Genomic DNA, 13,315 nt, shown 5'->3' on the forward strand with positions numbered 1-13,315 from the left:
AAAAAAACTATGAGAAAACTATTCTTACTATTCTTTGCTGCCCTGGCTTTGACAGCCAGTGCTCAGCAACTCGCTTTCCCTGGCGCACAAGGGTGGGGACGCTTCGCCACTGGCGGACGTACCGGATCCGTATATCATGTCACCAACCTTAATGACAGTGGTAGCGGCTCGCTCCGCGATGCTGTTAGTCAGCCCAACCGCATCGTTGTGTTCGATGTGTCTGGCGTCATCAGAATCAATTCGCGCATATCGTTTGCTAAGAACCTCTATGTGGCAGGTCAGACAGCTCCTGGTGAGGGTATCACCGTCTATGGCGATGGTGTCAGCTTCTCAGGCTCTGACAATATCATCGTGCGCTACATGCGTTTCCGTATGGGTGCCGTGGGTACCAAGGACAAGGATGCCGCAGGCATTGCCAATGGTCAGAACATGATATTCGACCACTGCTCTTTCTCTTGGGGACAGGATGAGAACTTCTCCATCAACTGGGACAACAAGGGCACTGCTCCACAGAACATCACCCTCATGAACTCCATTGTAGGACAGGGACTGATGACCCACTCTGCAGGCGGACTCATGCAGGCTTCGAACATTACCCTTTACCGCATACTGCTTGTAGATAACTCTACGCGTAACTTCAAGGTTAAGGGCATTAACCAGTATGTTAACAATATCGTTTACAACTGGAAGAACTATGCTTACAACATGGGTGGCGACTCTGAAGGAACAAGCTATGTGAATATTGAGAATAACATGTTCATCAACGGTCCTGCCGTTGGTGGCGATGCCCTCTCAGGTGGTAACTCTGACTTCCATTTCTATGGTGCAGACAACTGGCAGGACAAGAACCGCGATGGCATCTATAACCCAACAGAGTTCACTGGCAATGGCGGTGGCGACCGTCAGTCTCAGCCCTATGACTATCCAGCTCTTGAAAAGTGGGCTGCCAACGACCTCATTGAAAAACTGTTGCCCGAGGTGGGTGCTTCTCTGCCTTATCGCGACATTGCTGACTGCTACATGGTTGACGAGGTCCTGTCGTTTGGTAAGGAGGGTAAGCTGATAACCAACGAGAACGAGCTGCCCATCGGTTTGCCTACGTCATGGAGCTGGTTTGCAGGCACAAAATATACCGATACCGATGGCGACGGCATGCCCGATGCATGGGAGAGTGCCAATGGCACTAACCCCAGTGCCAACGATGCTATGACCATTGCTTCCAATGGCTATGCCAACATTGAGAACTATATCAACTCCATAACAAAGGATGACCGTCAGTTCTTCCTTCGTGCTCCTATGCTTCTCTCGCTGGCAGAATCGACCACCAACAGCCTCACTCTGAAGTGGGCCGACTATACTGACAACGAGGAAGGCTTCATCGTTGAGTTGAAGAAAGACGGTGCCTTTGTCGAGGTAGGCCGCACAGCAGCCAATGCCACAAGTTTTGAAATAAGCAACTCTCAACTCTCAGCTCTCCGCTCGGCTTTGCCGCTTGGCTCGTCCAAGAACTTCCAGCTCTCTCCCGCCACCGCCTATCAGGTGCGTCTCTGCGCATTCAGCGGCGACAATAAGTCGGCCTATACCTCTGAGCTTACCGTCAAGACACGTCCTGAGCAGGTGGGCATCATCGATGTGGAAACTTTCACTGGTACAGGTGAAGGCGAATGGCTCATCAATCCTGCTTCCGATCAGATTATAACCATCACTGAGGCTACGCCTAAGACAGCTGTCGTTGTCAAGAGCGATGCCAATGTTACCATCAACGGTGCTGGCTACATAAGCGGGGCGGCATCAATGAACAAGGCCGGTCAGGGCACCCTCGTCATTGCCTCTGACCAGCAGTATGAAGGTGCTACCGTGCTGCATGAAGGCATCTACGAGTTCTCTACACTTAAGAACGGTGGCGTTGCCAGCGGACTGGGCAAGAGTCAGGAGTTTGCGCAGAACTGGATTATGGATGGCGGTATCTACAAGTACACTGGTGCTTCAACCTCTACCGACCGCTCTGCAACGCTCTATAACGATACAGAGCTGAACATCGCTGAGAAAGCCTCTGTTGTTACTATGAATGGCAGCATTGAAGGCTCGGGCAACCTTGAGGTTGGCGGCTCAGGCACTATAGGCGTTAACACTCAGAACTTCTTCAAGTTCGATGGCGACGTTGTGCTTAAAGGCGGTACGCTGAAACTCAATAGCAAGAACATCTCCGATGCCGGCATAGGCACTGCCTCAAAGCTCGTCATGGCAGGCGGCTCGTTCACCACCGTTGGAAAGAACGAGGCAAATGTAACCTATAACTTCCCCATCGTGGCAGAGGAGGGAACCACTTCGACACTCTATTTCGACCGTTGGAACACCAACAAGTGTAACGTCAGTGGCACAGGCACCCTGCAATGGGGCGTGAACTACCTGCGCGAATATATCGAGGGCAACTGGGACAACTTCACTGGTAAGTTAATCATTACCAAGACTGGCAACTACGGCGACAACCGTCAGTTCGCCATTCGCAACAATGGTGGTATTAAGAATGCTACCATACAGCTGAAGAGCGGCACAGCCATCAATGGTGGTAAGAACGCTGCAACCTACTATCTTGGCGGACTCTCTGGTGAGGCAGGCTCTTATCTCGCAGGCTTCAATGTTAAGGCTAAAGGCACAGGCACATGGATCGTAGGCGGTGCCAATACCGATGAGGTCTTTGCTGGTGTCATCAACAACAACGACCAGGCAGGCTCTCACCCAGGAACAACCACTATAATTAAAGAGGGTAGTGGTGACTGGCGTCTTACTGGTACCAATGTATATAGTGGAACGACGACAGTCAATAAGGGTCGCCTCGTTGTCAACGGCACCCACACCACAGGCGGTGCCTATACCATCAACAATGGCGGTACGCTCATGGGTAAAGGTACTGTTGGCTCTCGTGTCAATGTAAACAGCGGTGGTTCTGTCTCTGCTGGCGATACACTCATCGCCCTTAATGAGCTGAAGCTTAGTGGCGGTCTCACCGTGTCGAGCGGTGGCGAGGTGCACTTCCCCGTCAGATGGACAGGCAGCAGTGTTTTCACTAACCGCATAAAGGTTACAGGCGCTTTGACCATTAATGGAGGTACTCTTGTTATTGATATCAAGGACGATGCCGAGCTCCCTGCAGGCACAGTTCTAACTTTGTTCTCGTCACTGGGCACAGTCAGCGGTACTGGCTTCTCTGCCGTCGTTCCTGAGCGTCCTTCTGCTACTACAAAGTGGGATTTGAGCACTGTTCTTACCGATGGTAAGGTTCGCGTGGCGAACGATGAAACTGCTGTAGGACAGCTGAAGGCCGACGCAAACGCAAAGTCTTCTACCGTATATGACCTGAAAGGTCGTAACCTCGGTACGGGTGATGCTCACCATAAAGGCATCGTCGTAAAAGACGGACGTAAGTATATCTCTAAATAAAGTCTGTGTAGGAATATGGTCGTCGATTTCGTAAAATATGCTTTCGTTATAAGTAACTATCTTCGTGGCTATATAGCCTTGGTTATAGTGGCGTTTCTCGTTTGCTCCTTTCCCTGGGGTTCATACGGGTGGATGAGCTATTTCGACTTCCGTCGCATATCATACGAAGAAGGCATTAGCATGGCTATCGATACTATATCTCCTGAAGACTATTCTATTCCACGGGCTACCTATGGCGAGCCAGACTTCAAGATACCTGCCGGTACTCCAATCCGTGTCTATGGCTTTTATCGCGATCTGCCTGAAAACTTCCAGTCGCGCCACTTGTTGGTAGAGACTCCCGACAGTTTCCGCACGGTGGTGTTTCGTCCAGGTGCTTATCCAGAAGTCATAATTAATGGTCATGATCGCGTTGACGATGTGTTGCTATTCCGTCAGATAGTCTATTCCGACGATGCTGAGAAGATGAAAGGCATGACGCTTGGCGAATTTGAGAAGCACATGGATGCCATGGCACGAAGTGTCTATCGTTTTACTTCCAATGGTGAAGAGTTTCTTGCTGCCGCATTCCCCGGCTTCGATTTTATGGGCGATAGCTGCTATTACAAGGGACTCACCGCCGTGTTCAAAGACGGCAAACTTTTTGGGTGCACAGGTATGAGGAACGAGTCGCCAGCCTACTATCGTTGGGTGGCTAAGTTAGGCAACTATTGGATGTCACACTCTGTGGCCCATTATGCTCCAGGCTTCTATAAACCAACGAAAGGCTATGGCCCCTTCCGCAGTTGGAACTACATGTTCCGTTGGATGGCACGTGGAGTGATGGGCATCTTCGATGTGCTTGCACCTCTTGTCATATTCCTCACCTTGTTCTTAGTGTTTTATTTCACGCTTTATCGTATTCAGGCTGTTCCCATCATTGCTGCAGAACTATTGCTGATTGTCGTAACTGGCGTATGCGATTACCTTTATTTGCTCTATACCATGGAGTTCAGTCCGAACCTGTTCTTCTTCCTGATATCAGGCATGATGGCATGGAACCTGTGTATGTCGCTGATGAGTTATACGCGTTGCCCGTCGTGTGGAGCTCTTGGAACACTTGAGGAAATAGGAGTCCGCGAGGGTTCTAAAACTAGCGTGTCCTTGGATACTCATCACAGTACTGACGAGGAAATAAGTACTGAGCGTGTGCATAATGTGTTAGTTCATAATATATTGCGTAGGCACTACACCACCACACATCGTGCCGAAGGTCAAGACTATTATGTCATTATGCGTTGCACGAACTGTGGCCATACCTTCGAGAAAAAAGAGCATGTCACCACAAAGGTGCAGAGCACAACCAAAGAGGATTAGCGATATGTGAAGTGAACCTCAGAAGTTAACCAAAATACTTCTGAGGTTCATTTTTTTGATATACAAAATGGGAAATCTGACATTATCAACTCAGAATAATAAATTTTTCTTGAAATGGCTTGTGGTTTGCTGAAAAATTATTACATTTGCACCGTTATCATTCCAGTACTAACATTATTTTAAATCTGCGGCAATCACCTACTTGACCTGTTTGAATTCTAAAACTATAACATCAAAAAACGAATAATTATGAAAAGACTACTTATCCTAACAGCAGTACTTGTGTCAATGGTTTCAGCACAAGCTACAGTATTACGAGTAAACAATATCGAAGGTATTGATGCACCTTACAAAACAATTGATGCAGCATTGCTTGATGCAGTAAGCGGTGATACAATCATGGTGGAAGGCTCACCTACTTCTTATGGAACAATTACCATCGAGAAATCTATAACGATGATTGGCTCTGGTTATTGGCAGGTGAAAAATGGTATTATGGCTGAGGGAGCCAACGCAACCTTCACAAATAACGTTATTGTAAAAGTACCCAATGTGACCATTCATGGGATTGATATGGGGTATCTTTATTTATATGATGACAATTGTGTGGTGACAAGATGTAAATTAAGCGGTATATATTATAATGTTGAAAAGGATGGTTCAACTATTGTAAAGTCATCTGATAATAGTGTGATTAGTCAATGCGTCATTCGTGGGAAAATTACTGTTTACGGAGGTACTTCAAATAGAACATCTGGTCATCAGATAACAAATAATATATTCAATGGGGATACGCAGGTAGAAAACCCGACCGCAGAAATTATACAGCTGGATAACAGTTATATTGCCTACAACACATTTCGCGGTAAACTTGCTTTTGGTTCTTGCAGTGCAACTAGTGTAGAATATAATTTATGGAGCGAAGAACCTTCGTCATCATCATCAAATAGCGTAGGAACCAATCAAATCCATAATTTCGGCAAACTACTCACCAAAGACTCTACCGACAAGGACTTCTATGAGCATGAGGGCACTTTGGATTTAAGAGATACGTTTGGTGCTTTTGCTGGCGACAATCCCTATGTGATATCGGGCATTCCTACTGGTCCGGTGATTACGGACATTGAGATGCCGACCACAGTTGAGAAAGGTAGCAAACTGAATGTAACCCTTAAAGTAGCCGTTTCAAAATGAGAAAATCTGTATTAATATTTATGTTGCTCTTTGCGAGTATAGCCACATGGGCTCAGGGAGACGTGGTGCGAGCTGAATATTTCCTCGATACCGACCCTGGTCATGGCAAGGCGCAAAGCGTGGAATGCCGTCAGGTGGGCGAAAACCAGTTGGTCTTTGACTTGGGTCAGGCTGCTGCGGGTGCCCATATATTGTTCATCAGAACACAAGACTCTCAGGGACGATGGTCAACAACGATATCGCGCCCCTTATATGTGATTTCTCTCAAGGGAAGGAATGTGGCGCGTGCAGAGTATTTTCTCGATACAGACCCAGGTTATGGCAAGGCGCGGAGCGTGGAATGCAATCAGGTGGGCGAGAACCAGTTGGTATTTGATCTGAGCCAGGCTGCTGTGGGTGCCCATATATTGTTCATCAGAACACAAGATACGCTGGGCCGATGGTCAACAGCGATGTCGCGACCGCTTTATGTGTGTCCTCTTGAGGGTATTGCTCAAGTGGAGTATTTCATCGACGATGCAGATCCGGGTGTAGGCAAGGCTACTCAGGTGGTAGTATCCGATCCGAAAGCAGAAACCATTCCTTTTGTAATTGATATTGATGCTTTGTCAGAAGGCGACCATCAGTTGTCTGTACGCGTAAAGTCGCATAGCGGCACTTGGTCGATGTTAACCACTCAATCCTTTAATATAACCATATGTACAGGTATTCGTACTATAGTTTTCAACGATTCTGCACCTGCCAAACGATATAACTTGAGAGGACAGAGTGCCAATAATGGTACACCTCATAGCGAAATATACATCCAAAATGGGAAAAAATATTTTGATAAAAATAAAAAATAAAATATTAGTGTCCTATCATCTCCGCTAGGTTTTTATTTGTTGGCTTATGTAAGTTATGACTTTGGATTATTATGAAGTAAGTATTGTTTAACCTTTTCCCCCAAAAAACAATGAAAAGATTTTCGAAATGGACATTTCTATTAATGATAACTATCGTGAGCCTTGGCTTAATTTCATGTAGTAACGACGATGATGGAAACAAAGAATCGTATAGCTATGTGAACTATGGTTACACAGGTACAGTAAAATTGACTTTCCACATAATCCCAGGTACTGAAACAGCTACTGATACCAATAGCGGGGTTATTGTTGATAGTATTGTAGTAAATGAAAAATCAAGTAATAATACCCGAATTGCATTATTCAATCCTGTCTTGCTAAAAAGCAAGTCGTTAAATGATACGATTAGTTTACAACAATATGTGATAATGCCACCAGCGGAGTCTTATTCTTGCCTGATGTACATGTCTAGTTCCCTTAGGATTTCGTATGGTAGCGAAGAACTAAAAACAATTAATTCAAAAATAGAAGTTTTGTTGAGACCATTCAATAATGGATTTGTTGCAGGAATGAGCTACGATGTATATATTAAGATATACGGCATAGAAGAAGTTGTGTGTAATGTGACTCCAGAAGTTTGGACAGATTCAAAAAATGAGCCTAAAGGGGGGCCGCTGACTCAGGGTGTGTCAGTTCCATAGGTTCATGTTCACCTCTGCTTCCACTTTTTCTTCTATATCATCAGGCAATGCGGTGAAGAAGTCTATGCCAGTGATTCGCTCCACCTGATTGACAGAGTTGTAATACAGGTCTTTCTTTTTGTTGCCTTCGGTGTTCCTTACAATGACGCCAAAGGCCTTGGGCTTACCATTCATGCAAAGCACCACTTTGAAGAATGCCTCAGGCACCACAACCTTGTTCTTTCCAATTGTCTCGTGCTCTTTGTTTGTGAACACCGGTCCGCAGACTATGTATATGTCTCCATACTCCTTAGCCCATTGTCGGCAGTCCATCTCAAGGCTGTTCCATAGCCCGCTGTTCAGCTTTGAGTTCTGTGGACAGATGTTCGTCAGCAGAAACGTCTCTTTCATTGCCTGTTCGTCCCACTTGTTGTCGCCAGCAGGACACATGTGTCCTCTTGACCATCCACTCTTCTTATAATCTTCCAGCGTGGCCCTGGGCTCTGGCACCTCTTTGTCCTCTTTGAACCCATTGCTTCTCTCTATCTGGCCGTCAGCATGAGCAGCAGTCAGATGCCATGCCACCCAGTTCGGCTGCAGCGTCTCCTTGTTGTATGACACCACATAGCTCTTCCTCCTCAGTATCATCTCAGGTTTGTCATTCAGCGCAGCCGGCATCATGATACTCTCGTCCTGTGCCTCGCTGCCATTAAGAGCTGCGGTGGTGTTTTGTGTGGCGTCGTCATAGACCTCCTCTGTGTTTCCGTTCCAGTTCTTTGCCAGCGTTAGTAGCGTCAGTCCGAACACCAGCACCGCTGTCACTATGAGCGAGTAGCCACTTCTCTTATTTTTCTTTTTCCTTTTCATCATCGTTTCCGTTTTCGGCTGTAAAAGTACAAAAAAATGTTCATCTGCAAAACTGAAAATTTAGATTGTTTTAAAAAATAGAAAAAACCTCACTCCTTAAACAATATTTTTTGCCCCTGTTATTCTGTCTAAACTATGCTGAAGTATAGTCAGGGCTATGGCTTAGTATAGTCAGAACTATGCTGCACCAGCGTCTAAGCTGTACCACAGTTTAGTCTAAACAACGCCATAGCGTAGTCAGTACTACACCATAGCTCAATCAGAGTCGTAACATGTTTGACGAGAATCTTCAAAAATCAGGCTAACTTTTTGCAGATTTGCAGGTTTTGCAAAAAAAAACCTCATCCCTCCCATAATCGTTGGAAACGCCTTTGTATAAAGGGTTTGAGCACGGGAGGGAATTTTTTTCATCCCTCCCATAACCCTCCCATATCTCCATGATACCTTCAAAGATGATGTTCCTCCTGTTTTTTAGATTGTGATAACAATCGATGTTTTTGCTCACTTCAGTATGTGATGTCTCTGAAGAGACAAAGATGCGATGCGGATATTTTTATCTGGGTGCTTGCACACAAGGAATAATATTCACCTCGTATCTTGTAAGGATTGAAAGTCCGACACATACTTAAGTGAGGGTATTTAAGGTTTTTGTCCTTTTGGGAGGGATGGGGTGGAGATGAAGGGAGGGATGAAGGGAGAGATGAAAATCGAAGAATCCCTTTGTTTAAAGGGCTCAGCACCATCCGACGGGAGGGATGGGGCACTTTTCGTTTATAGTCAACAAAATCAGAACACGAAACAAAACTGTTCGATGTTCATCAATAAGAAGCGCTTATTTTTCAACACGCTTTACTTTCAAGAACGTTCCCTTACTGGGAACTCAGCGCTCCCTATTTGGGAACCTACAGAAGATAGCACTACAATATCCGAAGCAGACTGTAATGCTTGTTCAAACTCTATGAAAAATGACGATTATGAAATAGTTGAACAATTTCTTGGAAAAGACAAAAAAGACTTTTGTAAATTTGCAGCATCATAACTCAAAAAGATTCAATGAATGAAAATCATACTGAACGATTACCACAAGAAGGTGAATGCGGAAATGAGGAAGAGTATGGCATTTTGGAAAGAGCATCCGCTTTCGCGCACCGAGTCCTTGAGGAGGTTGAAGCTCTTACGGGAACAACGGCTTGCCGCTCGACTTTAGTCGCTTGCTACCAAAGGGACGCAAGAAGTCTGTCCAACCTAAATTCCACAGCACTTTAGTTTATTTATTTTTCTAAGTTCCTGAGCAACAAAAAGTTCATGCTGTGTCAAGCGGCAGAGCCGAGCGGCCCAGAATTTTGCCATGTCATATTTTACACTTACCTTAGTGCTGCACATCAAGTCAAGCAAAATCATCAATGGCATGGCAAAGGTAAGCATAAAATATGAGAATTTAATACTTGTTCTTTATTCACTTGAGCGGACCACCGCCGTTGCTTGTGGGATTGTCCCAAAGCAGTTGCTGGTTGGTGCGTAGCCAGTTGCCCCATCCCGTCAGTTTGTGGAATGTGGTCTGCTCGTAGCCTTGGTCGAATTTGCACAGGGCATTAGGGACAAAAGCCTTAATCAGTTCCGGGTCTTTGTTATTTCCCTCGTAGTTCTCTTCGTTGACCAGACAGACGCTCAGCGTGTAGTGGTCCAGATGCTGTTCGTTCGTACTGACGTCGGCATAGTGGACGAAGGCCTCGCTGAAGGCTTTGTCCAAATCGCTGGAGATGGCAGCCATTTCCGCGTCGCCAGTCTCCTTTGCCAACAAATGGGCATAGTCTGCCAAATCGACGAAGGGATTCACGAATGTTAACACGGGAGCGTTATAGCGTAGGAAGAACCGATACACCCCTGTGGTGGCCTTGTCGATGGCATCCTTCTGCGTGGGGTAGAGTGCAAGGAGCCTGTCTGCGAGGCGCTTGGTGGCACTGATGATGGCATCGAGTTTGGCAGTGCGGATGAGCTTGTAGTCGCCGTTGTTCCAGTACTCTGTCTTCCCATCGTCTTCAAAACCGTGATAGGACTGTTCCCATTTCGGATGCACGCGCTCAAACATCTGTGCGATGGCATCCTCGGTATTCCCCTTCTCCAGCAGTCCGCGGACGTATTCCGTGAGCAGTTCGCCCTCGCTCTCAAGCAGGTGTGCCGAGGCCACGATGTAGTCGGACAGGCCGCGCAGTTCGGTCAGCGTCTCCATGTTGCCCATCAGGCAGTTGTGGAAGAAGATGGTGTTCAGCCGGCTCAAGCCTGCGGAACGGATGGCGGTACTCAGTTCATACATATCCAGCTCTTCATGTTCATTCCACTCATCGGCAATGACCCCTCGGGTAGCAGGTGCAGCGGCGGGGTCTTCATATTTGCCGGGGACATCTGCCAAGGGGTTCAGTCCATTGCCATGCCCCCAGATGCTGAACACATACTGCTCGGCAGGACACACCAGACTGCTGATCTGGATGAACGCGCTGACGGTCTTGGGGTCGCACAGTTTCAGTTCCTGGGCCTCCTTTTCATACCCATATGCCTTAAGTCCTCCGTTACGAATATTCTCCAGTTTGGTCGTGTCGTTCAGATCGAACCATACGATGTCGCCCGGGTCGGCATACTTACCGGTAAAGGGCATTTTTGGGGGCAGGTCCTTACCATATTTGTAGAAGCAGACTACGCGGACGTTGTTGTGGTCCGTGAGCAGCGGCTGTATCTTCTCCCAGAAGCCATACTCAATAATCTTATCCATGGTGCCTCCCGCATTGCCATAGACAAAGACGGTGTAGCGGGCAGGTTGCGGTACATTGACCAGGTTGTCCTTGCGGCTCCACGCATCAAAGTCCTTAGCCTTCGCGTCATCCATCTTCTGCATGGCCAGTTGGTGGTCACCCTCCGTCAACGTCAGCTTGCCTTCGCTCACGGTATATCTGGCAGTGGTCTTGGCGTTCCTCTCCGCGATGTCCATCGTCAGCAGTCCGTCTGTGGCGCTATAGGTGAACGAATAGTGCTCACGGGCCACGGCGACATCGCCGTCGAGGTAATAAATGTTGGTGACGCCTGTGCCGTCGGCCTTCAGTTCCGTCTGCTGCCATGCCTTGCCGTAAGTCCAGGCGGCATAAGTAGCCCCCGACACGTCGGAATACCATTGACCTACAAGTTCGCTGTTCGCTCCTGATTTAGGAGAAGGATTGTCGTCGTTGTCCGAAGTACACGATGTGAATACACTTGCGCCACTGATGAGGATGGCGGCGAGCACCCATTGCATGATTCTTCTCATAATGCTTTATTTGATATAAATTCCTAAATGGTTCTACGTCACTTGCTGCTGACGTCGGCGCAGCCGTTCATTAATATTCGTAATATTCGGTGTAACATTTTGTGTTGGGTTCCTGTCTATTCAGTTTGAGCCAGCGGCTCCAGCCGGTGAGCCGGTCGAAGCGCAGCTGGCCGTAGGTGGCATCGAGGGTGGAGCCCCATGGCAGACCGTCGCTGGTCGGCTGGCCGTCGGCAAACAGATAGACTAATCCGTCGGCATCATAACGGAAGTGCAGGCCATTCTCCACGGTGGTGAAGTGGCCTTGGCAGCCGAGCATCACGCTGAGCGAGACGGTGTGGCCGTTCTCTTCGAGCCACTTGCTCGACTGCTGGAGGGCGAAGTAGTGGTTGTAGGCCTGGTCGGCCAGACCCTCAATCACAGGACCAAAGTCGTCGGGCAGTGCGGCAGTGAGGCCGATGATGTAGTTCATGAGGTCGTAGGTGGGCTGCTCGTCGTCGACGCGATAGGCGTTGGCGGTGATCGAGTCGATGCGGGTCCGGGCGTAGTCGGTGCCGTTCTGATAGACGTCGACCAGACGGTCGACGAACTTCTTGAGCTCAGCGCCGAAGGCGTCGGCCTCGGCCGAGCGATAGACGCTCATGTCGTGATAGTGTGGCACGTCCTCGCCTTTGTCTTCCTTTTCGGCATCCTTGTCCCAAGCATCGACGCAGAATCGTGCGAAGCGCGTCAGGGCCTGCTCGGGATCGTCGGGGTTGTCCGAGAGGGCGTCGACCAGCTCTGTGTAGTTGCCGCCTGCGCTAGGCACGAGGAAGGTGGAGAGCACGAGGTAGTCGGTCACCGGGGCCAGTTCGAACTGATATTCGGCCGCGTTCATCAGGCAGGCGTCGCAATAGACGGCGCTGACGTGCACCGAGGCCTGCCGGATGGCCTCGGTGAGGCTCTTTGCGGTGAAGTGGGCCCGGTTGTGGCCGTCGTCCTTGATGACGCTGCGGGTCTGACGGGCGGCGGCAGCAGCGACAGGGATTTCCTCGGTGGGCAGATAGCCATCGCCGTGGTCGGACAGTACGAGGATATACCTGCGGGCGGGGCGCACCCGCGCTGCCCAGTCGATGAAGCGGGTGAGCGAGTCGGTTCGCGAGATGTCGGCATTGTCGGGGCCAATGAAATGGGCGGTGATGGTGGCCATCATGTCGGTCTCGGCGACTGTGGGGTCGACGGTGAAGCGGCTGGTCTTCCCGCCATAGGGGTAGAAGTCCTTAATCCTTTCGACTAAGGCCACCTGGGCCGGGTCGTTGGGGTCGATTTCGGTTTTCAAGTCCCTGTAGCTGTTCTGCAAGTTCTCGAGGGTCGAGAACTTGTATTGTGCGCAGATGCTCACGTTGCGCCGGTGGTCGGCGTCGGCTTTGAAGAACTGGGCGATATTATCCATCAGGAAAGCGTCGAGGTTGCTGCCGCCGTGACCGTAGAAGATGATGGTGTAGTCGGCCAGCGGCTGTTGCTGCGGCTCGTCGGGGTTAATTACTGGGTTGTCGTCGCTGTCCGACGAACACGATATGAATACGCTTGCGCCGCAAACGAGGGTGGCGGCGAGCATCCATGTCAATTCATGTAACTTTCTCATCGTCGTTGTGTCTTAT

Annotated in this window: 9 protein-coding genes; 6 read left to right on the plus strand and 3 right to left on the minus strand. The window is 48.6% G+C overall.

What is annotated here, in order from left to right:
• Positions 1–9 precede the first annotated feature (9 nt).
• From M1L52_RS07410 to M1L52_RS07430, 5 genes are all read left to right on the plus strand, one after another.
• Positions 10–3,441: an autotransporter-associated beta strand repeat-containing protein gene (locus tag M1L52_RS07410; RefSeq protein ID WP_248614294.1), complete on the plus strand. Its 3,432-nt coding sequence runs from the start codon at positions 10–12 to the stop codon at positions 3,439–3,441.
• Between the two features lie 15 nt (positions 3,442–3,456).
• Positions 3,457–4,797, plus strand: a complete 1,341-nt coding sequence (locus tag M1L52_RS07415; RefSeq protein WP_248614295.1) for a hypothetical protein — start codon at positions 3,457–3,459, stop codon at positions 4,795–4,797.
• A 249-nt stretch (positions 4,798–5,046) separates the two neighbouring features.
• Positions 5,047–5,991: a hypothetical protein gene (locus M1L52_RS07420; protein ID WP_248614296.1), complete on the plus strand. Its 945-nt coding sequence runs from the start codon at positions 5,047–5,049 to the stop codon at positions 5,989–5,991.
• Positions 5,992–6,011: 20 nt separating this feature from the next.
• On the plus strand, positions 6,012–6,836 hold the full coding sequence (locus M1L52_RS07425) for a hypothetical protein (protein WP_248614297.1): 825 nt from the start codon (positions 6,012–6,014) through the stop codon (positions 6,834–6,836).
• Between the two features lie 110 nt (positions 6,837–6,946).
• On the plus strand, positions 6,947–7,537 hold the full coding sequence (locus tag M1L52_RS07430) for a hypothetical protein (RefSeq protein WP_248614298.1): 591 nt from the start codon (positions 6,947–6,949) through the stop codon (positions 7,535–7,537).
• Here the strand turns inward: M1L52_RS07430 and M1L52_RS07435 are convergent.
• Positions 7,526–8,386 carry a DNA/RNA non-specific endonuclease gene (locus tag M1L52_RS07435; protein ID WP_248614299.1) on the minus strand — a complete coding sequence of 287 codons (861 nt, stop codon included), beginning with the start codon at positions 8,384–8,386 and terminating at the stop codon, positions 7,526–7,528. The genes M1L52_RS07430 and M1L52_RS07435 overlap by 12 nt on opposite strands.
• Before the next feature lie 697 nt (positions 8,387–9,083).
• Between M1L52_RS07435 and M1L52_RS07440 the strand changes: the two genes are divergently transcribed.
• The gene (locus M1L52_RS07440) at positions 9,084–9,422 is read left to right on the plus strand and encodes a hypothetical protein (protein WP_248614300.1); all 339 of its coding nucleotides are present in this window, start codon (positions 9,084–9,086) and stop codon (positions 9,420–9,422) included.
• Between the two features lie 417 nt (positions 9,423–9,839).
• Here the strand turns inward: M1L52_RS07440 and M1L52_RS07445 are convergent, their stop codons facing one another.
• Together M1L52_RS07445 and M1L52_RS07450 are read right to left on the minus strand one after the other, a co-directional pair.
• A complete protein-coding gene (locus tag M1L52_RS07445) occupies positions 9,840–11,678 on the minus strand; it encodes a clostripain-related cysteine peptidase (protein WP_248614301.1) in 1,839 nt (612 codons plus the stop codon).
• Positions 11,679–11,748: 70 nt separating this feature from the next.
• Positions 11,749–13,299, minus strand: a complete 1,551-nt coding sequence (locus M1L52_RS07450) for a clostripain-related cysteine peptidase (protein ID WP_248614302.1) — start codon at positions 13,297–13,299, stop codon at positions 11,749–11,751.
• Between the last annotated feature and the right edge of the window lie 16 nt (positions 13,300–13,315).

It is taken from the genome of Prevotella sp. E13-27 (genome assembly GCF_023217965.1).
GTDB lineage: Bacteria > Bacteroidota > Bacteroidia > Bacteroidales > Bacteroidaceae > Prevotella.

Bases quoted from the DNA above. Each gene is read 5' to 3' on its own strand.
- M1L52_RS07420 (WP_248614296.1), top strand. From the start codon at position 5,047: ATGAAAAGACTACTTATCCTAACAGCAGTACTTGTGTCAATGGTTTCA.
- M1L52_RS07425 (WP_248614297.1), top strand. From the start codon at position 6,012: ATGTTGCTCTTTGCGAGTATAGCCACATGGGCTCAGGGAGACGTGGTG.
- M1L52_RS07445 (WP_248614301.1), bottom strand. From the start codon at position 11,678: ATGAGAAGAATCATGCAATGGGTGCTCGCCGCCATCCTCATCAGTGGC.
- M1L52_RS07440 (WP_248614300.1), top strand. From the start codon at position 9,084: ATGAAAATCGAAGAATCCCTTTGTTTAAAGGGCTCAGCACCATCCGAC.
- M1L52_RS07430 (WP_248614298.1), top strand. From the start codon at position 6,947: ATGAAAAGATTTTCGAAATGGACATTTCTATTAATGATAACTATCGTG.
- M1L52_RS07435 (WP_248614299.1), bottom strand. From the start codon at position 8,386: ATGATGAAAAGGAAAAAGAAAAATAAGAGAAGTGGCTACTCGCTCATA.
- M1L52_RS07415 (WP_248614295.1), top strand. From the start codon at position 3,457: ATGGTCGTCGATTTCGTAAAATATGCTTTCGTTATAAGTAACTATCTT.
- M1L52_RS07450 (WP_248614302.1), bottom strand. From the start codon at position 13,299: ATGAGAAAGTTACATGAATTGACATGGATGCTCGCCGCCACCCTCGTT.
- M1L52_RS07410 (WP_248614294.1), top strand. From the start codon at position 10: ATGAGAAAACTATTCTTACTATTCTTTGCTGCCCTGGCTTTGACAGCC.